Origin of the sequence: Zoogloea sp. (assembly GCF_028689785.1) — a bacterium.
In the GTDB taxonomy this organism is placed as follows: domain Bacteria; phylum Pseudomonadota; class Gammaproteobacteria; order Burkholderiales; family Rhodocyclaceae; genus Zoogloea.
In genome coordinates, this window is sequence record NZ_JAQVCN010000032.1 from 1 (window position 1) to 19715 (window position 19715).

At 65.6% G+C, this 19715-nt stretch carries 17 protein-coding genes; 12 read left to right on the forward strand and 5 right to left on the reverse strand.

The window, feature by feature from the left end; genetic code table 11:
* Positions 1–230 precede the first annotated feature (230 nt).
* From PHI64_RS14210 to PHI64_RS14220, 3 genes are all read left to right on the forward strand, one after another.
* Positions 231–809 carry a transglutaminase family protein gene (locus tag PHI64_RS14210; protein ID WP_299883907.1) on the forward strand — a complete coding sequence of 193 codons (579 nt, stop codon included), beginning with the start codon at positions 231–233 and terminating at the stop codon, positions 807–809.
* A 43-nt stretch (positions 810–852) separates the two neighbouring features.
* Complete coding sequence (locus PHI64_RS14215; protein ID WP_299883909.1) at positions 853–1296, forward strand: DUF2127 domain-containing protein; 444 nt, start codon at positions 853–855, stop codon at positions 1294–1296.
* 100 nt (positions 1297–1396) lie between these two features.
* On the forward strand, positions 1397–2041 hold the full coding sequence (locus PHI64_RS14220; RefSeq protein ID WP_299883911.1) for a lysozyme inhibitor LprI family protein: 645 nt from the start codon (positions 1397–1399) through the stop codon (positions 2039–2041).
* A 103-nt stretch (positions 2042–2144) separates the two neighbouring features.
* Here the strand turns inward: PHI64_RS14220 and PHI64_RS14225 are convergent, their stop codons facing one another.
* Entirely contained in the window at positions 2145–2531 is a 387-nt protein-coding gene (locus PHI64_RS14225) for a hypothetical protein (protein ID WP_299883913.1), read from the reverse strand.
* Between the two features lie 89 nt (positions 2532–2620).
* The gene (locus tag PHI64_RS14230) at positions 2621–3253 is read right to left on the reverse strand and encodes a hypothetical protein (RefSeq protein ID WP_299883915.1); all 633 of its coding nucleotides are present in this window, start codon (positions 3251–3253) and stop codon (positions 2621–2623) included.
* 459 nt (positions 3254–3712) lie between these two features.
* Between PHI64_RS14230 and PHI64_RS14235 the strand changes: the two genes are divergently transcribed.
* The gene (locus PHI64_RS14235; RefSeq protein WP_299883918.1) at positions 3713–5698 is read left to right on the forward strand and encodes a tetratricopeptide repeat protein; all 1986 of its coding nucleotides are present in this window, start codon (positions 3713–3715) and stop codon (positions 5696–5698) included.
* Positions 5699–5933: 235 nt separating this feature from the next.
* Here the strand turns inward: PHI64_RS14235 and PHI64_RS14240 are convergent, their stop codons facing one another.
* Entirely contained in the window at positions 5934–7700 is a 1767-nt protein-coding gene (locus PHI64_RS14240) for a PQQ-dependent methanol/ethanol family dehydrogenase (RefSeq protein ID WP_299883921.1), read from the reverse strand.
* A gap of 553 nt (positions 7701–8253) precedes the next feature.
* Between PHI64_RS14240 and PHI64_RS14245 the strand changes: the two genes are divergently transcribed.
* The 7 genes from PHI64_RS14245 to PHI64_RS14275 are packed head-to-tail and all read left to right on the forward strand — an operon-like array spanning position 8254 to position 15601.
* Positions 8254–9003: a quinoprotein dehydrogenase-associated SoxYZ-like carrier gene (locus PHI64_RS14245; protein ID WP_299884003.1), complete on the forward strand. Its 750-nt coding sequence runs from the start codon at positions 8254–8256 to the stop codon at positions 9001–9003.
* Positions 9000–9968, forward strand: a complete 969-nt coding sequence (locus PHI64_RS14250; RefSeq protein WP_299883923.1) for a quinoprotein relay system zinc metallohydrolase 1 — start codon at positions 9000–9002, stop codon at positions 9966–9968. The genes PHI64_RS14245 and PHI64_RS14250 overlap by 4 nt, the downstream gene beginning before the upstream one ends.
* Entirely contained in the window at positions 9965–10777 is an 813-nt protein-coding gene (locus PHI64_RS14255) for an energy transducer TonB (RefSeq protein ID WP_299883925.1), read from the forward strand. The genes PHI64_RS14250 and PHI64_RS14255 overlap by 4 nt, the downstream gene beginning before the upstream one ends.
* Complete coding sequence (locus PHI64_RS14260) at positions 10774–12225, forward strand: ATP-binding protein (protein ID WP_299883927.1); 1452 nt, start codon at positions 10774–10776, stop codon at positions 12223–12225. The genes PHI64_RS14255 and PHI64_RS14260 overlap by 4 nt, the downstream gene beginning before the upstream one ends.
* A complete protein-coding gene (locus PHI64_RS14265; RefSeq protein ID WP_299883929.1) occupies positions 12222–12869 on the forward strand; it encodes a response regulator transcription factor in 648 nt (215 codons plus the stop codon). Before PHI64_RS14260 ends, PHI64_RS14265 begins: the two co-directional genes overlap by 4 nt.
* A gap of 47 nt (positions 12870–12916) precedes the next feature.
* Entirely contained in the window at positions 12917–13435 is a 519-nt protein-coding gene (locus PHI64_RS14270; RefSeq protein WP_299883931.1) for an SRPBCC family protein, read from the forward strand.
* A 15-nt stretch (positions 13436–13450) separates the two neighbouring features.
* Positions 13451–15601 (forward strand): 4Fe-4S binding protein, encoded by a 2151-nt coding sequence (locus PHI64_RS14275; protein ID WP_299883933.1) that lies wholly within the window; start codon positions 13451–13453, stop codon positions 15599–15601.
* A gap of 45 nt (positions 15602–15646) precedes the next feature.
* Here the strand turns inward: PHI64_RS14275 and PHI64_RS14280 are convergent, their stop codons facing one another.
* Positions 15647–17794, reverse strand: a complete 2148-nt coding sequence (locus PHI64_RS14280) for a TonB-dependent siderophore receptor (RefSeq protein ID WP_299883935.1) — start codon at positions 17792–17794, stop codon at positions 15647–15649.
* 135 nt (positions 17795–17929) lie between these two features.
* Positions 17930–18631 carry a pirin family protein gene (locus PHI64_RS14285; protein ID WP_299883937.1) on the reverse strand — a complete coding sequence of 234 codons (702 nt, stop codon included), beginning with the start codon at positions 18629–18631 and terminating at the stop codon, positions 17930–17932.
* Between the two features lie 105 nt (positions 18632–18736).
* Between PHI64_RS14285 and PHI64_RS14290 the strand changes: the two genes are divergently transcribed.
* Positions 18737–19690 carry a LysR substrate-binding domain-containing protein gene (locus PHI64_RS14290; protein ID WP_299883939.1) on the forward strand — a complete coding sequence of 318 codons (954 nt, stop codon included), beginning with the start codon at positions 18737–18739 and terminating at the stop codon, positions 19688–19690.
* Positions 19691–19715: the final 25 nt, after the last annotated feature.

Here is a 19715-nt window from a genome sequence, read left to right on the forward strand (position 1 = left end):
ATCTCCTACGGCTCAATTCGACGGTCAAGGCCGGAATAAAGAACAAGCGCCTGCTCGCCTCCGCTTCCGATGAGTTCCGGGCGGAGGTGCTCGGGTTTATGACGTAACGGTGCGATTGCCCTGCCTGGGTTATGGCCTCAAATACACCGCAGGATTCAAGTTTACCCACTTGGGTATCATTGGCCGGTAACGCCGACACTTAACGTACAACAACCACCCAACCAAGCCCCATGCAGCGCTTTCTCTCTCCCAGCAAATACATTGACTTCGACGATCCCCAGGTTTCAGCCCTCGCACGTGATCTGGCACGGGGTGCCACCTCCGAGAGTGATCTGGTCAGGCGGTGCTTCGAGTTCGTCCGGGACGAAATCCGTCATAGCGTCGATTTCAAGCTCAACCCGGTCACCTGCAAGGCTTCGGATGTTCTGCGCTACCGGACGGGCTATTGCTATGCCAAGAGCCATCTGCTCGCGGCACTGCTGAGGGCCAATCGTGTTCCGGCTGGTCTCTGCTATCAGCGCCTCTCGGTTGGAGATGGGGGGCCGCCGTATTGCCTCCACGGCTTGAACGCCGTTCATCTCCAGGACCACGGGTGGTACAGGATTGATGCCAGAGGCAACAAGCCCGGAGTCAATGCACGCTTCTGCCCACCGGACGAAGCCCTTGCTTTCTTCATCCACGAAGCGGAGGAGCGCGACTTGCCCGAGATCTGGGCCGAACCCCTGGCTCCGGTCATCGAGGCGCTGGAGCGTCATGAGCGTTACGACGAAGTGCTTGCCAATCTCCCCGATGTCCTGCTCGCCTACTGACAAAGGGCAACGCCCACTCCAGGAAGACAGGCAGGACACCGCCATGAACAGCACGATCAGGTTTGTTGCGCTGTTTGAAGCCCTCAAGGGGCTGGTCGTTCTGCTTGCGGGGACAGGCCTGCTGAGCCTCGCACACCAGGATCTGCACGCACTGGCGCTGTCACTGGTCCAGCATGCCCATCTCAACCCGGCCGGAAAGTATCCGCAGATCTTTCTCGACGCCGCGAACAACATCCATGAATCCCGCCTGATCCTGCTCGCCTGCGGCGCCCTGGCCTATTCGGCCCTGCGCTTTGCCGAGGCCTTCGGACTGTATTACCAGCGCGCCTGGGCCGAAGTGCTCGCCGCAGCGAGTGGCGGTATCTACCTGCCCTTCGAGCTGCTGGCCTTCCTGCGGGAGAGCACCCTCCTCCACGCCACGCTGCTCATCGCCAATGCCGCTGTGGTGTGGGTAATGGTGGTCGCACTGATGCGCAGGCGTGGCTGAGCCTTGCACGCCATGTCGTGGTGCTCTCGAATGGCCAGCGTTGTCCTTCGCCTGCGGCTAGTCAGTCGCTCTTTCCCGACCATCACCCCAGGACTCCCTCATGCGTACCCCCAAGCTCTTGCCCCTGCCTTTCCTGGTCTGGACTGCATTCTTGTCGATGACAGCATTTGCGGGCCAGAGGCCCACATTTGACTGTGCCAAGGCGCAAGGGGCGGTCGAGAAGGCCGTCTGTGCCGATGCCACCCTTGCCGCCCTGGATGTAAGGCTGGCCGAGGTCTATCAAGCAGCCTACGCCAAGGCACAGGGCGAGTTTGCCAAGCGTCTGCGGGTCGAGCAGCGCGGATGGGTCAAGGGACGTGATGATTGCTGGAAAGCCAGGGGCGTCGAAACCTGGATCACCGCTACCTGGACGGTCAGATCGGTGAGGGAATGCGTCGATGCCCGTTATCGGCTACGCATCTCGGAGTTGCAGTCAGTGTGGCGCCTGATGGAGCCCCGGACGGTCTCCTACATCTGCCAGGGCAAGCCCGCCAACGAGGTGGTCGCCCACTTTTTCGACACCCAGCCGGCTACCATCCGACTGGAGCGGGGCGACCGGACGATGACGCTATGGCACGTAGGTCAGGCTGGCGGCACCTACGAGGGGCAGAATGTGAGCGTGGCGCACGAGGGAGGCAGCCTGAAGGTGAAGTGGTTCAACACCAACACCGGCAAGGGCGAGGACTTGCAGTGCGTGGCAAGGTAAATCACGAGGCCGGGGCTGACTGCCGCAATTCGTCGTTACTTCGCGAACCAACACCAAGCCCTGCATCACGGGCTGCAGCCAGCAAAAAACACCTTCCAAAAAGCTAATTGGGCTCGGTCGGACACTTCCAGCCAGCAATCCAGCGTCGCAACTCTTCGACACTCACTTTTGGGGCGGCCTGCACACAGAGGCATACGCGCCCGGACTCCAGCAGACCCAGGGCAGCCCAGGAGCCTGCCTCAAGTTTGCGAGCTTCCACCCCCGGAAGACGGACGGTGGCGATCTGCCCCGCGTTGTGCGCCCCCTGCTGATCAAAGATGACGCTGACGTCCGTCGCTTCGGGCAGCGCATTGGCCATTGAGGGCGAGGCGAGGATGCCAAAAAAACCTTTTGAAGCCGGTTTGATGGATTGCACTTTAACAAGTGCAGCCATATCACTGGCCCTGCCAGCAGGCCACTCCCATTTCAGTTCCAGATTACTGGATGCCATACAAGCACCTCCAACTAAAGCAAATACCACCACACCATTGCGTGGCCTGGCGATGGCAGAACAAGTTCTCAAGAACCGGCTCGGCAGGTTCATGGCGCAACCGGCTCAACGGTCAGCATATAGCCGGACCCGAAGCTGGAAAATCCGATATACCCCGACGCAACGGAGAGTTTCCCGCGCTTCTCCACACACAACTGTTTGTAAAGATTGTTCGGCGTATCCAGCCCGGGGATTCCCGCACTCAGAATGCCCGCCTTGCGAAAGGCCTGCGAGGCATGTGTCGAACAGTTCCACCCCAGAAGCTGGAAACTGCCGGGGTCTTTGGTCATGTCCTGCCATGCGCCATCAAACAAGGCCGCCTCTGCCGCCGAGACCTGAACAAGGAGCACCGTGGAGACCGTCTTGGTGGCCCTGGCCACCGCAAGATCCACATAGTTGGCGCGGTTTCGCGCCAGCCCGGCCTGGTCATACACCACGCCTGTCATACCCATGCCGGAAGAATTCGAGAAGCTGGCGCTCGATCTGCTTGACGCCCCTATCCCGGAGGAGCCACCACCGGAGCTGCCGGTATTTCCGGCGCCAAAGAAACCCACTGGCGCCCCGGTGGAAAGAATGCAATCCGCATGTTGCGCAAACACGCTCGGGTCGTCTTCGTGGGACGATTTCCCCCGAACAATGAGACCCACGCGATCGCCTCCGGCGAAGACCACGTTGAGAGCCATTTCTTTCTTCCTTTACGAAAAAAAATGATCGGGCGATCAATGCCTCATTGATCTTCGGACACGACGCACAATAGGGCTCGAAACAGGTTTCAGGACTCCGCTTGTTGCTGGCCCAGCCCAGGCCCGCGGTTCTCGATGCGTTCCCGCCGGCACAGCGTCACCGTCTGCGCCCATCTGCAGCTGAAAGCCGGCCTCAGCTACGCAAGACAGCGCCTGGAAAAGGCGGGAATCATCGATGAAACGTCCTCGTTGGCTTGCAGAATGATGACCCCGGCCCCGGATGGGTCCATCTTTCTGACAAGGGGCATATTCAAATGCTGCCGCTGATTTTGCAACATCATTTTTCAGATCCATCCCCTTGTATGCCCCTCCAAACCGACCCTTGTCAGCCCCGCCGACGGCCAACTAAGATTCATACGCCCTTGGCGGGCCGTCCTCCACACTCCCGGTAAGCCCTCGATGAAACTCCACGCCTTCGTGGCCATGCCCTTCGGCACCAAGCCGAATGACAAGGGCGAGCAGATCGACTTCAACCGCATCTATGATGAACTGATCAAGCCGGCCCTGGAGGATGCCGGGTTGGAGGTGTTGCGGGCCGACGAGGAGCAACGGGCTGGGGACATCCGCCTGGACATGTTCCAGGAGTTGCTGATGGCCGACCTGGTGGTGGCCGATCTGAGCATCGACAATCCCAACGTGTGGTACGAGCTGGGCGTGCGCCATGCCCTGCGCGCCCACGGGGTGATCCTCGTCCAGGGGCCGCGCGGCAACAAGCCCTTCGACATCTACACCGACCGGATGCTGACCTACCACCTCAAGGGCGGCGCGCCTGACCCAGCCCATCTGGTCGACGACCGCAAGGCCATCGCCGACATGACCATCGCCACCCTCGCCGCCTGGCACGAAGGCCCGCTCAGCCCGGTGTATGCCCTGCTCCCCAACCTGCAGGAGCCCGACTGGAAGAGCCTGCGCATTGGCGCCGTGCGGGAGTACTGGCAACGTCACGATGCCTGGGCTGCGCTCATCGAACGAGCCTGCAAGGCCGGCCGACCCGAGGATGTGCTGGTGTTAGCCGACGAGGCGCCCGTCACCGCCCTGCGGGTCGCGGCCCGGCTCAAAGCTGGCACCGCCCTGCTCAAGGGCCAGCACTACAACTACGCCCTGGAGCAGTTCGAACTGGCGCTCAGCTTCGACCCTGCCAACCCGGAGGCCGCCCGCCAACGCGGCATCTGCCTGCAACGCCTGAAGCGGACGGACGAGGCCCGCGAGGTCTACAACGCCATCCTGGCCAAACGCCCCGGCGACGTGGAAGCCCTGTCTCTCCTCGCCCGCCTCGACAAGGACGCGTGGACAGACGCCTGGAACCGCCCGGAGCACAGCCCGGCAAAGAAGCGTGAAGACGCAGCCTACGAGGAAGGCTTGCTGAAGGCCGCCATCACCGGCTACACCCGCGCCTTCCGTACCGCACCGGGCCACTACTACTCGGGCATCAATGCGGTCACCCTGATGCATCTCCACCACCACCTCACTGGCAAGGACAGCTTCAACGCCGAGACCCATGCCATGGCCGGCGGCGTGGGCTGGGCGGCCACCTGCGAGCAGGCACCGGCCCAACGCTTCTGGGCTGCGGCCACCCTGGGCGATCTGGCCGTGCTCAATGGAAGCGCCGCCGAAGTGACGGCCGCCTACCAGGCCGCTATCGCCCTGGCCGACAAGAACTGGTTTGCCCTGGATGCCTGCCTGGCCCAGCTCCGGCTACTGGCCAGCCTGGGCTTTCGGCCTGACGAGGTAGGTGCCGGCATCACCACCTTCGAGCGCGCGCTTACCCGGCTTGAGCCTCCCACCGAAAAGGGCTGGCAACCGCGCAAGGTGTTTCTGTTCTCCGGGCACATGATCGACGCACCCGGCCGCCCCACACCACGCTTCCCGGCCGACAAGGAGCCCATTGCCGCCCGGGCCATCGCCGACACCCTGGCCAGACTTGGCGCGGGCAAGGACGATCTGGCCATCACCCAGGGCGCATCGGGTGGCGACCTGCTTTTTGCCGAGGCCTGCATCGCCCTGGGCATGCACGTGCAGCTTCTGCTACCCCTGCCCGAGGCCGACTTCATTGAACAATCCATCCTCCCGGCCACCAATGGCGATGCCTGGCGCGAACGCTACCTTGCAGTCCGCGACCACGCCCTCACCCTGCCCAATCGGGTCATGCCGGAAGTCCTTGGCCCCTTGCCCAAAGACGCGTCTGGCAAACCAATGAGCCCTTTCGAGCGCTGCAACCACTGGCTGCTGCACAGCACCCTGTCCCTGGGCATCAAGCGCGGCTACATGATCTGCCTGTGGAACGGCAGTGGCGGTGATGGCCCCGGCGGCACCGAACACATGGTTCGTGATGTAAAGACACGCACAGGCCAAGTGGTCTGGCTGGACACCCGCAAGCTCTGGTAGGCCTTTTCTGCACAGAAACCCACCATACCCACCCTCGCGAGGCACACCAAGGCCACCAACACGCAGGCCTTAGAGTCGGCAGACTTCATCAAGAGACTCAGGAAGCGGGGATGGCCGGCACGGCCTCTGAATGGAAACGGCCCCCTCGAAAGGGGGCCGCTCATCCGCAGCAACAAAGCCACGGAGACCTCAGCCGGCACAGCCCGGAAAATCGGACTGTGCCCGGCAAACGCAATTACTTGCTGTTGTGCAGCTTGAACACCCACACGGAACCGCCCTGCTCCAGGTAGTTCACGCGACGGGCCACGTCGCCGCCCCACAGGGGAACAGCACCACCCCAGCCGGACACCACGGCCACGTACTGCTCGCCGCCTTCCATCCAGGTAACCGGGGGAGCCACCACGCCGGTGCCGGTCTGGAAGGACCAGACTTCCTTGCCGGTCTTGGCGTCCAGCGCCTTCAGGTAGCCCTCGGGGGTACCGTAGAAGGTCAGGTTGCCGCCGGTGGTCAGGACACCGCCCCACAGGGGAGCGAAGTTCTTGTTTTCCCAGACGATCTTGCCGGTGGTCGGATCCACGGCGCGCAGGGCGCCGATGTAGTCGTCGTGCAGGGCCTTGATGGTGAAGCCGGCGCCCAGGTAAGCGGCACCGCGCTTGTAGGAGACGGGCTCGTTCCAGATGTCCATGCCCCACTCGTTGGCCGGCACGTAGAACAGGCCGGTCTGCGGGTTGTAGGCGATCTGCTGCTGGTTCTTGCCGCCCAGGAAGGACGGTGCGGCGAAGACGTTCTTGCCCTTCTTGCCATCGGCGCTGCCGGACGGGTCGCCCGGACGGTTCTCATCGACGTAGATGGGACGGCCGGTGGTCATGTCGAAACCCTTGGCCCAGGTGATGTCCTTGACGAAGGGGAAGATGTTCAGCGGCTTGCCGTTGGTACGGTCGAGCACGAAGAAGAAGCCGTTACGGTCAGCCTTGCCGCCCGCCTTGATGATCTTGCCGGTCTTCGGGTCCTTGTAGTCGAAGGACACGAATTCGTTCACACCGTCAAAGTCCCAGCCGTCGTGGGGGGTGGTCTGGTAGTGCCAGACGATCTTGCCGGTATCCGGGTCGATGGCCACAGTGGCGGAGGAGAACAGGTTGTCGCCAGGGCGCAGGTGGCTGTTCCAGGGAGCGGGGTTGCCGGTGCCGGCAAAGACCAGGTTGGTGTCGGGATCGTAGGTGGCGCCGTTCCAGGTGGCCGCGCCGCCGGTCTTCCAGAGGTCGCCGGTCCAGGTGGCGTTGAGGGTGCCGGAGATGCCGTTCTCGACCTTCTCGCCATTCACCCACTTGTAGCCCATGTGGCCTTCAACGGTCGGACGCACCCACACCATCTTGCCGGTCTTGGCATCGCGGGCTTCCATGCGGCCCTGCACGCCGAACTCGCCACCGGACACGCCGGTAATGACCAGGCCCTTGACGATCAGCGGAGCCGCCGTGGCAGAGTAGCCGGCAGCGTAGTCGTCGATCTTCTCCTTCCACACCACCTTGCCGGTGTCCTTGTTCAGGGCCACGAGCTGGGCGTCGAGGGTGGCGAAGATCACCAGGTCGCCATACAGGGCGGCGCCGCGGTTGACCACGTCACAGCAGGGCATGATGCCCTCGGGCAGGCGGTGTTCGTACTTCCACAACTTCTTGCCGGTCTTGGCGTCCAGGGCAAAGATGCGGCTGTAGGAAGCCGTCACGAACATCTTGCCGTCATGGATCAGCGGCTGGGATTCCTGACCACGCTGCTTCTCACCACCAAAGGAGAAGGACCACACCGGAACCAGGTTCTTGACGGTCTTGACGTTGACCTTGTCCAGCGGGCTGAAGCGCTGACCTTGCTGACCAAGGCCGAAGTGGGTGACGTCGCCGGTGGTCTTGGCGTCGTTGGCAATGTCAGCATCCGTAACTTCCTTGGCGTGGACCGAACCGGCCACCATCACGGCTGCCGCGATCAGGCTCAACGCAAACGGTTTTTTCATTGTTTTGCTCCTTTGGATCATTGAATGTCTCCTTCGAGAAGGTGCTTAAGCGCAACCTGGGGCGACCACCTCCCGGCCCAACCAGGTCGTGCAGCGCTTTCCATGCGCAAGAGCTGTGCCAAGGACTCGGCGCCGCGCCGGAAAATAGATCGGCCGGGAAAAATTCCCGATAGAAAACGGGAAGTTGGCTCTGGCTGAAAACACGTTCGAATGGGAAAAATGCAGCCAATCTGGGCTATTCCGCCCAGCTTCTGCTTCATTCCACACCAACTGCTCCAAGCTGGAGCACCCCGAAGCAGAACAGGCGCGACAGCTGTACCACTTGCGACAGATGTCCGCAGCACAGAACAAGCGAGCCCGTGGCTCTCCGGTCCACGCAAACCCTTGCCCCCCGTGCCGAAGACCGTTTCCGGCTGACGGGCCGCCGACCTTTCGGGCCATGGCACAGCTCTTGCAGCACCTTTCGCAGCAAACAGAGCGCGCCGCCACCGGCAGGCCGCCGTCAGGAGACAGAATGAAGAAGCAAGCCCTCGCGGCCTTCGCGGCCCTGTGGATGGCCTGTGCCTGCACTACAGGCCATGCGGCCACCCCTGCCGAGCGCCGCACCGACCCCCTCGACTCGCCCCGCTGGGCCGACATGCGCAAGGAGATGTTCCCCGCGTCGTCTCAGGTCGTCTTTGACGACCGGGTCAAGGTCACCGCCCCCCTCACCGCCGAAAACGCCATGAACGTTCCGGTGAGCGTGGACGCCAGCGCCCTGCCGGGTGTGCGCGAGGTGCTGGTCTTCGCCGACTTCAACCCCATCGTGCGCATCGTCCGCTTCGAGCCCAGCGGCGCCCACGCGGCCCTGGGCTTCCGCATCAAGCTGCAGCAGTCCACCCCCGTCCGCGCCGCGGTGCGCACCGCCGACGGCACCTGGCACGTGGGTGGCACCTGGGTCAATACCGCCGGCGGCGGCTGTACCCTGCCGTCCACCAGCAGCGGCTCCCCCGAATGGCAGAAGCGTCTGGGCGAAGTGAGCAGCCGCGTGTGGGCCCGCAAGGAAGGCGGCGAGCGCATCCGTCTGCGCATCATCCACCCCATCGACACCGGCCTCGCCGCCGGCATTCCGGCCTTCTTCCTGCAGGACCTGGATCTCAGCGACGACCAGGGCAAGGCCCTGATGCACATCGAGGGCTTCGAGCCCATCGCCGAGAACCCGGTCTTCACCGTCGACATCCCTGCCGCCCGGGCCGCCGCCGGATATCGAGTCAGCGGCCGCGACAACAACGGCAACGCCATCTCGGCAGAGATCGAAAAATGACCGCCCTCCCGCGCCCCATCTCCTGCTTCGCCCGCGGCCTGATTACCGTCTTCGCCCTCGGCTGGACCCTGCTCCTGGCTGCCGCCGACCGGGACTATGGCCTCGCCCCCGTGCGCATCGCCGAAGACACCTGGGTGCTGGTCGGGCGCAGCGAAGACTTCAGCTTTGCCAACGGCGGCAACATCGTTAACACGGCCTTCATCGTCACCCGTGCCGGCGTGGTGGTGATCGACAGTGGCCCGTCACGGGTCTATGGCGAGCAGCTCAAGCGCGCCATCGCCCGCATCACTGACAAGCCGGTGACTCTGGTGCTCAATACCCACCACCACCCGGACCACTTTCTGGGCAATCAGGCCTTTGCCCCCGACACCCTGGCGGCACTGCCTGCCACCATCAAGGGCATCCACAGTGAAGGCGGCAGCCTCAACGAGAACATGTACCGCCTGGCCGGTGACTGGATGGCCGGCACCGAGCCCGTCGCCCCGGCTCGCCCCCTCGCTGCCGGCCCCCTGGAGATGGGCGGGCACCGCTTCGAGCTGATCGCCCTTGCCGGCCACACCGTGGCCGACCTGGTCATCCTCGACCGCAGCACCGGGGTGCTCTTTGCCGGCGACCTGGTGTTCAACGACCGCACCCCCACTACGCCCCATGCCAACCTGCCGCGCTGGCAGGCTGCCCTCGACCAGCTCGAGAAGACCCCCTTCACCACCCTTGTCCCCGGCCATGGCCCGGTGGCTGGCGATGCCGGCCCGATCCGCCAGACCCGTGCCTGGCTGGCCTGGCTGGACCGTCAGCTGCGCCAGGCGGCCAACGACGGTCTTGACATGACCGAAGTCCTGGCCCTGCCGCTGCCGGCGGAATTCCGCAGCCTGGCCGTGGTCGACGCGGAATACCGCCGCTCGGTCGGCCAGCTCTATCCGGCCTACGAGCAGGCGGCCCTTTCCGGCGACCGCCACAAGCCATGAACACCGCCCTGCCGCTGCCCGCCATCGCCTGGCCACGCCCCGCAGCGCTGCCGCGCCCCCTGCGGCTGGCCATCGGCCTGTCGATCGGCATCCACGCGCTGGCCCTGCTGGTACAGGGCAAGGGCCTGACGCCTCCCCCGGCCCCACCGCCTACCCTCGAAATCGTGCTCCGCGCACCGCTACCCTTGCCACAACCCGTCCAGCTTGCGCCGGTCAGCCAGCCGTCTGTTGAAAGGCAGCCACCAGCACAACTGCCTCCCCGCATCGAAACCCGCGCGCGCGCGCCGCAGGCTGCGCCCCACCCGGCGCCCACCCTGCCCCGCCCGCTTGCCCAGCCCTCCAGCACTGCGCCGGCCCTGCGCTCCGACCCCAGCCCGACCACCTCAGCACTTGCCGCGCCTGTCATCGAAAACCCAGCCCCCCCTGCAGTCGCCATCGCCGCTCCGCGGCCGGTCCACGCCGAACCTGCCGTGGTCGCCGCCCCAACTGCCGATGAGCCCCTCGATCCGGCCCTGCTCGAACGCTACGGGCGCAGCCTCTCCAGCCTTTTCGCACGCCAGCAGAACTACCCTCGGCTGGCCGCCATGCGCGGCTGGGAGGGCGAAGTGCAGGTGCGCATCACCATCGCCCGCAAGGGCAACATCGTGGCCGCCCAGGTAGTGCGGTCAAGCGGCTTTGAAGTCCTCGACCAAAGCGCCATCCAACTGGTCTCGGGCGCAGGCCAACTGCCCCGACCGCCTGAAGCCCTGCAGAACCGCGAACTTCAGATCGTCGTCCCCGTGCTCTTCAAACTGGAGAAACCGGCATGAACGCAGCCGCCGGCACCCTTCCCTCCGGTCCCGAAATCAACATCACGCCCAGCCCTGTGGGCAACAGCCAATCCCTGCGGCTGCGGGTTAGTCTGGTGCTCACTGCGCTCGCCGCCGCCTTTGTGATCGCCAGTGCCGCCCTGTGGGTACGCGACGCCCGCACCGCCATCACCGAAGAGATCACCGCCGCCCACCGGGTGGCCGCCCAATGGTTGTCCGTATCCGCACAGGGCACCGCTGCCGGTGATCCGGCCTGGACGGAGGCCCGACTGCTCGCCCACCTCAACGCCGTCGGCCGCATCCGCGCCCACCAGCTCGAAGCTCGCGACGAATCAGGCCGTCTGCTGTACACCTCTCCACCCTCCGCTTACAAGCCCGGGCGCGACGCCCCCGACTGGTTCACCCATTGGATGGAGCCCGGCATCCCGGCCATGACCCTGCATGCCGGCAAACTCACCCTGCACCTGCAGCCCGACCCTTCGCGAGCCCTGGTGGACCTGTGGGACGACGTCAGCGCGGCGGCGGCCCGCGCCCTGCTGGCCCTGACCGGCCTGTTCATCGGCAGCTGGTTTGCCATCCACCATGCCCTCAAACCCCTTGAAGACGTGATGGCCGCCCTGGACCGCACCGGCCAGGGCAAGTTCGACACCCGCCTGCCCACCGACGGCCCCGCCGAGCTGGCCCGCCTGGGCCACGCCTTCAACGGCATGGCCCGACGCCTAAACGAAGCCGTGATCGAGAACGTCCGCCTGACCCACGAACAGGCCGTGGCCCGGGCCATCACCGAGCGCCTCGAAGCCGACCGCCTGGCCATCGCCCGGGATCTCCATGACGAACTCGGCCAGAGCATCACCGCCGTCGCCGCCCTCGCCGGCGCCATCGTCCAGCGCAGCACCGACACACCCCAGATCCACCAGAGCGCCGAGGTCATCCGCGACGTGGCCTCACGCATGCAGGGCGATGTGCGCGCCCTGCTCACCCGCCTGCGCCCCCCTGGCAGCAGTGCCCAGCGCGAAACCCTGGACGACGCGGTGCGCAGCTACCTCGCCAGCTGGAGCCGCCATCACGCCGACATCGAGCTGTCCACCGAGCTCTTCGCCGGCCCCCAGCCCCTGCCCGACGACATCACCCTGGCCACCCTGCGCATCGTTCAGGAGTCGTGCACCAACATCGTCCGCCACGCCCTGGCCAGCCGGGCCCGGGTGCGCCTGCTGCGCGAGGGCGACACCCTGACCATCGAGATCAGCGACAACGGACGCGGTATCTTGCCCGCGCCGGGCCAGGCGGGCTTCGGCCTCGCCGGCATGCGCGAACGGGTCATCGGCCTGGCCGGCGACCTGGACATCAGCAGCCCGCCGGGCGGTGGCACGCGCATCCGCGCCCGCCTGCCCCTCACCCCGCTGGAGCCCCCTGCCCCTGCCCCCCTCCCGGAAGGCCGCCCCTCATGAGCGCACCCGCCCCCATGTCCACCCTGTCACTGGTCCTTGCCGATGACCACGCCATCGTCCGCATGGGCTTCCGCCTGCTCCTGGAGGGCGTCGGCGCCCGGGTACTGGCCGAGGCCGACAGCGGCGAGGCCGCCCAGCAGCTGATGCACGAGCTCGACCCCGACGTGCTGGTGATGGACCTCTCCATGCCCGGTTGCGGCGGCCTTGCCGCGCTGGAGCGCATCCTCGCCCGCAAGCCCGGCCAGAAGGTGCTGATCGCCTCGGCCCACGCCGACGCCCTCACCGCCGAGCGGGCCCTCAAGGTGGGTGCCGCCGGCTATCTGTGCAAACGCAGCCCCCCCGACGAACTGCTCAAGGCGGTGAGTCTGGTGGCTGTCGGCCAACGCTACATTGACCCGGAGATCGCCGCAGCCCTGCGCCGTGCCGATCGCCCGGAACACCCCGCCGAGACCCTGACCGACAAAGAATTCAGCGTCTTCCTGCAACTGGCCCAGGGCCGCTCGGTAGCTGAAGTGGCCGAAACCTTCCACCTCAGCCCCAACACCGTCGGCACCCATCTCTATCACATCAAGCAGAAACTCGGCGTGCAGAACATGGCCGAACTGGCCATGGCTGCCGTGCGCTCCGGCCTGATCGAGGTTTAAGCCACACGGCCTGCCGCCCCCCTCCTTTCCCCACCTGAGAGAGCTCCATGAACAACAAAGCCGCAGTCCTCATTGCCACCCTCGCCCTGGCCGCAGCCACCCCAGCCCTGGCCGCCCGCCAGCCCCTCAAGGTTACCGAGCATATCGACATCTCCGCCCCGCCCGCCAAAGTGTGGGAAGTCGTGCGCGACTTCGGCAACCTGGCCTGGCATCCGGCCGTGGGCAGCACCACCATCGACAAGGGCGTCAAGGACAAGCGCGGTGCCGTGCGCACCGTCACCACCAAGGACGGCGCCAAGCTGGTCGAAGAACTGCTCAGCCACCAGGACTCCACCCGCAGCCTCAAATACCGCATCATCGACTCGCCGCTGCCGGTAAGCGACTACGTGTCCACCCTCAAGGTCAAGGCCGCCAAGGGCGGCAGCCGCGTGGAGTGGTCGTCCACCTTCAAGCGCAAGGACGAAAAGCCCGCCGAAGGGGCTGACAACGCCGGCGCCAAGAAGGCGGTCACCGGCATCTACACCAGCGGTCTGGACGCCCTCAAGCAGCAGCTCGAAGCCAAGTAAGCCCCAACGACGCCCATGGATGCACGCCGCCTCCTGCGCCGCGCTGCATCCGGCGCCGCCCTGCTCCTCGCCAGCCTGGGTCTGCCGGCCCTGGCTGGCGACCTGAACCAGGCCGACATCGCCCGGCGCTTCCAGCCCCCCCTGCATGTGGGCGACAAGCTGCGCGATGTCCCAGCCTGGCCCATCACCAGCGAACTCGAACCCGAAGCTGGCCCGGTGGCCTACGCCTTCGAATCCATCGACCTGGCCCCCATCCCGGGTTTCGAGGGCACCCCCATGAACCTGCTGGTCAGTATCGACCGCAAGGGCAACTTCATGGACGTGGAGCTCTTGCGCCAGCACGAGCCGGTGTTCCTGTCCGGCCTGGGCGAAGGCCCCCTGCGCGACTTCCTGGCCCAGTACGCCAACAAGAGCCTCAAGCAGGAAATCACCGTCTCCAGCCTGTACGGCAACACCCGCGCCGGTGCCGGCGGCAACCGGGTGGTGCTGGACGGGGTGAGCAAGGCCACCGCCTCGGTGCGCATCGTCAACCAGACCATCCTCACCTCGGCCCTGGCCGTGGCCCGCGCCCGTCTGGGTTTTGCCGCGCCGGCAGAAAAGGGGCCACTGGCACGCGTCCGGGACGATCTTTACGAGGCCCGCAGCGTTGACGCGCTACTCAAGTCTGGCGCCATCGGTCGTCTGCACCTGAGCAATGCCGATGTGGAGCAGCGCTTCGCCGGCAGCGACGGCGCCGGCGTGGATGCAGAGGCCCTGGCCCGCCCCGGTGAGACCTTCATCGACCTGTACGTGGCCTACCTCAACGCCCCCACCATCGGCCGGGCCATTCTTGGCGACGCCGGCCACGCCGACCTGATGCGCCGGCTGGAGCCTGGCCAGCACGCCTGGTGGGTGGCCAGCGCCGGGCGCGACGCCTATATCGACGAGAACTTCACCCGCGGCACCGTACCCGCCCGCCTCGCCTTCAGTCAGGGCGGTGCGCCGGTCGAGCTGCGCGACCTGGACCTGTCACCCCGCCCACCCAGCGGCGCACCGCCCCTTAACGCCGCGCTGGTGCTGCGTGTCCCCCCCATGTCCGGCATCGACCCGGCCAGCCCGGTGCGCTTTGAGCTCACCCTGAGCCGGGCCAAGGGCTCCATGCTCCCGGTGATCACGCAACGCAGCGCCCACCTGGACTACCAGGCGCCGGAAGCGCTGTTCTACCGTCCCCCGCCCCCCCTGCCCGACTGGCTCATCGCCTGGAAAGACCGCCGCGTCGAGCTGGGCATCATCATCACCGCCCTGGCCCTGCTGTCGGTGGTGCTGGCCCGGCCCCGCTGGATCTCCGTATCGGCGCCCCGGCTGAAGGCCTTCCGCCTAGCCTTTCTGGCCTTCACCCTGGGCTACATCGGCTGGTATGCCCAGGGGCAGCTGTCCATCGTGCAGATCACCGGGGCGATCAAATCCCTGGTGGCCGGCGCCGGGCTGAAGAGCTTTCTCTACGACCCGGTGAGCCTGCTGCTGATCGCCTTCACCTTGATGAGTTTCGTGGTGTGGGGCCGCGGCACCTTCTGCGGCTGGCTGTGCCCCTTCGGCGCGCTGCAGGAGTTCGCTGCCCTGCTCGCGCGCGCCCTGCGTCTGCCCCAGCTCAAGCTGCCCACTCAGCTGGCTGGCCTGCTGGACCGGGGCCGCTTCGTCATTCTGGCTGCCCTCGCCGCGCTGGCCGCCATCGCCCCCCAGTGGGCCGAGAAGGGCGTCGAGGTGGAACCCTTCAAGACCGCCATCACCGTGGGCTTTGACCGCAGCGCACCCTTCGTCGCCTATGCACTGATCCTGCTCGTGCTCGGGGGCCTATACTACAAGTTCTTCTGCCGCTACCTGTGCCCCCTGGGCGCCGCCATGGCTCTGGGCGGCAAACTACGCCTGCTCGACTGGTTGCCCCGCCGCAGCGAATGCGGCCAACCCTGTCAGACCTGCCGCCACCGCTGCGCCTACGACGCCATCGAGAAGAGCGGCGCCATTCGCTATGAGCGCTGCTTCCAGTGCCTCGACTGCGTCGGCATTTACCACGATGCCGGCCGATGTGCGCCAATCATGCTGATACACAAGAAGGACAAGGGCCGAAGCGATGGCCCCCGCCGTGGCGGGCGGCAACCTGAACCAGATCATCGAGCCGGGCAGGCATGACGAGCTTGATGCGATCCCTACCCCCTGGCCCTGGCCATCCATCGCTCAGTAACGGGCCCGCACAGTCAGCACCACGTTTCGCGGATCGCCATAGAGGTTGTAGGTGTTGGTGCCACCCAGCCGGGTGTAGTAGTCGCTGTCGAAGACATTGTTGACGTCCAGGGTCGCCGACCAGTTGCGGTCGATGGCGTAGCCGACCTGCAGCTTGTACACCGTGTAGGCATTCTGGGTGCGGGCCGCCACCGTGGAGGTGGCGGCCCCGCTGGCACTCGTCCCCTGCCCCTGGAGGCCGAACCCGATGCTGAAGCCGCGCAGGGGGCCGCTGTCCGCAAAGCGGTAGCGGGACCACAGCTTGATCAGTTCCTTCGGATACCAGAAGCTCACCGGCAAGCCGGTGCTGGCGCCATTGTTCACCCAACGTGTGTCCATCCAGGTGTAACCGGCGGAGACGTCCCAGCGAGGCATGATCTGCCCCACCAGCTCCAGCTCGCGGCCTTTGCTCTCCAGCTCGCCGGCGGTGGTGAAATAGCCGGGATTGGCCGTATCGGACTGGGCCCGGTTGGTGTCGCGGATGTTGAACACCGAGGCATTGACGGACAGGCGGTCATCCAGCAACCCGGCCTTGGCACCAATCTCGTACTGACGCCCGACTCGCGGATCGAGGATGCTGTTGTCCACCCGCTTCTGGGTCTGGGGTACAAAGATGTCGGCGTAGCTGGCGTAGAGGGTGAGTTGACGGCTTACGTCCCAGGTGAGCCCTGCATAGGGGGTGAACTCGCCCTCAGCCCGTGCGCCGCGCGCCCATGCCGTGGGGGTGGGGTTGGGGGCTGTCGTGCGGGACTTGTAGGTGTAGTCCGAGAAGCGGCCCCCCAGGATGAGCTTCAGCGGGTCGGCCAGATTGAGTGTCAGGCGGCCATACAAACCGGTCTGAGTGGTTACGCTGTGGCTGCCGGTGCGATACGTCACTTCCAGCTCCGGCACGGCCGGGGGGTCGGCGAGGAGCACGTTGGTGTAGGTCAGGCTGGAACTGCCCGGCGAGTTCGGATTGGCACCCCGGCCGCGGCTGTCGAAGCTGCTGAAGTTGGCCCCGACCAACACGTTGTGCTCACGTCCGAACAAACTGAACGGACCGCCAGCGTAGGCATCCACGGCTTCATGCACGTAGTCGTATATGAACTCCCGGCGGGCATAGCTGGCAATCACGTTGGTCGCCGGGTTGACGCCGGCATTGGCATAGCCGTCCTTGAAGAACTGGCTCTGATCGCGCCGCTGCAGCTTCAGGGTGGCGGTCCAGCGATCACCGAAGCGGTGGCTCAGGTCGGCGCCGATATCGGTGGTGTCCCACTCGATGCGGTTCCAGTCCGGATACGGGTTGAAAGAGCGGGGCACCGACAGCTGGCGTCCATCGGTGTAGGTCGGCAGACCGGAAAACCCGGTCGAGTCATTGGTGAGATTGGCCACGAAGAGATTGAGGGTGGTCGCCGGGGAGAAGTCATAGTCCACGGTCAGATAGCCCAGCCACTTGCGGTCATGGACGCGATTGAATACGTAATCCCGGTCCACCACCGACAGCACACCCCGGGCGCGCAGGCTGCGGGACTCATTCACGACCGCGCTCACGTCTGCCTCAAGTCGGTTGTTGTTCCAGGTCCCCGTGGAGGCCAGCGCCGATGCGGCGAACACATCATTCGGACGCTTGCGCACCAGGTTGACTGCCCCCGAGAAGGAACCAGCCCCCTGGAGCAGGCCCGCCGGGCCACGCATCACCTCAACGCGGTCGTACAGGGCCAGGTCGAACTGCTGATAGCCGGAGAGGGGCAGGGTGGACGGCAGACCGTCCTGCTGGACTTCGAGGGCGCCACCCCGCGAATGGAACTGGCCCTGGGTGATGTCGTTGGCGATGGCCTGAACACCGGTGATCTGGGACAGGGCGTCCCAGGGGGTGACCATGTTCTGGTCGTCCATCTGCTGGCGGGTCAGCACCGATACCGAGTTGGGAATCTCCCGAGGCGACTGGGGCAGCTTGCCGGCCACCGTAGCCGTCTCGGCCCCGTAGGACGACACCCTTGATGCCTCCACCCTGACTTCGGGCAGGATCGGAGCGGGCCCAGGCGCCCCCTCTGTCGGGGAGGCAATGGCGCCTCCGGAGTGAATGGCACCGATCAGCGCGGCAAATCGCAGCGGAATATGCATGAAGACAGTCTCTTTGAACGCAATCTGGATGGCAGGGCCGGCAACAGCCGCCGGCCCTGCGGAAGGTGCGATTCTAGAAACATGTCCGGCAACGGGTTTGCGGCCTATTGCCGCAGCCGCTGGACGCGAAGCCCTTCAGGGTGCCAGATCAAAGACCAGAACCTCCGCATCGTGTCCGTCGGCCAGGCCCAGCACGGGCTCGTTGGCCAGCAGCAATGCATCCCCGGCCCGGAGGGGCTGGCCATTGACGGTCAGGGCACCACGAACCAGATATACATAGGCCTTGCGGGCAGGGTCGAGGGCCAGGTGGGCGGACTCGTCGCCATCGAACAGGCCAGCGTAAAGGGTTGCGTCCGCGTTCAGGGTCACCGCCCCGTCGGCGCCGTCGGGTGCCGCCACCCGACGCAGGCGACCCAGCTTCTCGGCTACCGGAAACAACTTTTGCTCGTAACCCGGGGCCATGCCCACCCGGCGAGGCTCTATCCAGATCTGCAGGAAGTGGGTGGTGGCGTCGGCCGCGTGGTTGAACTCGCTGTGGCGTACGCCCGTGCCGGCACTCATGCGCTGCACCTCGCCCGGCAGGATCACCGTGCCATTGCCTATGCTGTCCTTGTGGGCAAGGGCACCAGACAGCACGTAGCTGATGATCTCCATATCCCGATGCCCGTGAGTGCCGAAACCGCTGCCCGGGGCGATGCGGTCCTCGTTGATGACCAGCAGGTTGCCCCAGCCCATATGGGCTGGATCGTGGTAGCCGGCGAAGGAGAAGCTGTGACGGCTGAGCAGCCAGCCATGATCGGCAAGGCCGCGGTCTTCGGATTTACGCAGGGTAAGCATGGTGTGACCTCCTGTAATGAAGCCCAGTGTAGCGTCCGTTCCAACCCCGATGATCCAGGGGCTTTGATGGCATCATTCAATTAATTTGAATCAAAACAACTGTCGATGTCCAAATTTCGTCTCTCGCCCCGGGATGTCCTCACCCCCGACGCCCTCGCCATGCTCCAGCGCATTGCCGAGGCGGGGAGCTTTGCAGCCGCGGCCCGGGCAGCGGGCATGGTGCCCAGCGCCCTCACCTACCGGGTCCGGCAGATCGAGGATGCGCTGGATGTGCTGCTGTTTGACCGGAGTTCGCGCCATGCCCGGCTTACGTCGGCAGGGGCGGAACTGCTGCGGGAAGGTGCCCGCCTGCTGGACGAGCTCGACGCCGTGGCCAACCGGGTAAAGCGGATCGCCACGGGCTGGGAAGCCCAGTTCACGCTGGCGGTGGATGGCGTCATCAACCGGACAACCCTATTCGAATTGTGCGAGGCCTTTCTCGCCCTCGAACCGCCGACACGCCTGCGCCTGCGGGACGGGATCCTGTCGGGAACCCTGGAGGCCCTCACCTCCGGACAGGCCGATCTGGCCATTGGAGTGGTCGCCGAAACGGTGATGCCCGAGAACGTCGAGTCCCTGCCCCTCGGCAGTCAGCGCTTCATCTTCGCCGTCGCGCCCCACCATCCTCTGGCCACGGCCACCTCAGCGCTGGACGACGCGACCATCGGCCGCCATCGGGCGGTGGCCGTCGCCGACTCCACCACCCGGGGCAGCGGCATCACCATCGGCCTGCTGGGTGGTCAGGATGTATTCACCGTACCGGGGCTCGCCGAAAAGCTGGAAGCACAACTGCGAGGCATCGGCGTGGGCTTTCTGCCCGAATGCCTGGCGCGCCCCTATATCGAATCCGGCCGCCTGGTGGCCCCACCGGTGGCCCGCCAGGAACGTGTCGCCCACATCCGCTATGCCTGGCAACGGTCGTCCGGGCTATCCGGCAAGGCGATGGTCTGGTGGCAGGCCCGCCTGGCCGATCCGGTGACGAGGGAAGCACTGCTGGAACGCCGCTCCCTCCCACGATGAAGCGTGGCCAGGATCAATCGCAGCG

Bases quoted from the DNA above. Each gene is read 5' to 3' on its own strand.
- PHI64_RS14230 (WP_299883915.1), bottom strand. From the start codon at position 3,253: ATGGCTCTCAACGTGGTCTTCGCCGGAGGCGATCGCGTGGGTCTCATT.
- PHI64_RS14275 (WP_299883933.1), top strand. From the start codon at position 13,451: ATGGATGCACGCCGCCTCCTGCGCCGCGCTGCATCCGGCGCCGCCCTG.
- PHI64_RS14225 (WP_299883913.1), bottom strand. From the start codon at position 2,531: ATGGCATCCAGTAATCTGGAACTGAAATGGGAGTGGCCTGCTGGCAGG.
- PHI64_RS14270 (WP_299883931.1), top strand. From the start codon at position 12,917: ATGAACAACAAAGCCGCAGTCCTCATTGCCACCCTCGCCCTGGCCGCA.
- PHI64_RS14220 (WP_299883911.1), top strand. From the start codon at position 1,397: ATGCGTACCCCCAAGCTCTTGCCCCTGCCTTTCCTGGTCTGGACTGCA.
- PHI64_RS14260 (WP_299883927.1), top strand. From the start codon at position 10,774: ATGAACGCAGCCGCCGGCACCCTTCCCTCCGGTCCCGAAATCAACATC.
- PHI64_RS14280 (WP_299883935.1), bottom strand. From the start codon at position 17,794: ATGCATATTCCGCTGCGATTTGCCGCGCTGATCGGTGCCATTCACTCC.
- PHI64_RS14215 (WP_299883909.1), top strand. From the start codon at position 853: ATGAACAGCACGATCAGGTTTGTTGCGCTGTTTGAAGCCCTCAAGGGG.
- PHI64_RS14245 (WP_299884003.1), top strand. From the start codon at position 8,254: ATGGCCTGTGCCTGCACTACAGGCCATGCGGCCACCCCTGCCGAGCGC.
- PHI64_RS14240 (WP_299883921.1), bottom strand. From the start codon at position 7,700: ATGAAAAAACCGTTTGCGTTGAGCCTGATCGCGGCAGCCGTGATGGTG.
- PHI64_RS14255 (WP_299883925.1), top strand. From the start codon at position 9,965: ATGAACACCGCCCTGCCGCTGCCCGCCATCGCCTGGCCACGCCCCGCA.
- PHI64_RS14235 (WP_299883918.1), top strand. From the start codon at position 3,713: ATGAAACTCCACGCCTTCGTGGCCATGCCCTTCGGCACCAAGCCGAAT.
- PHI64_RS14285 (WP_299883937.1), bottom strand. From the start codon at position 18,631: ATGCTTACCCTGCGTAAATCCGAAGACCGCGGCCTTGCCGATCATGGC.
- PHI64_RS14265 (WP_299883929.1), top strand. From the start codon at position 12,222: ATGAGCGCACCCGCCCCCATGTCCACCCTGTCACTGGTCCTTGCCGAT.
- PHI64_RS14250 (WP_299883923.1), top strand. From the start codon at position 9,000: ATGACCGCCCTCCCGCGCCCCATCTCCTGCTTCGCCCGCGGCCTGATT.
- PHI64_RS14290 (WP_299883939.1), top strand. From the start codon at position 18,737: ATGTCCAAATTTCGTCTCTCGCCCCGGGATGTCCTCACCCCCGACGCC.
- PHI64_RS14210 (WP_299883907.1), top strand. From the start codon at position 231: ATGCAGCGCTTTCTCTCTCCCAGCAAATACATTGACTTCGACGATCCC.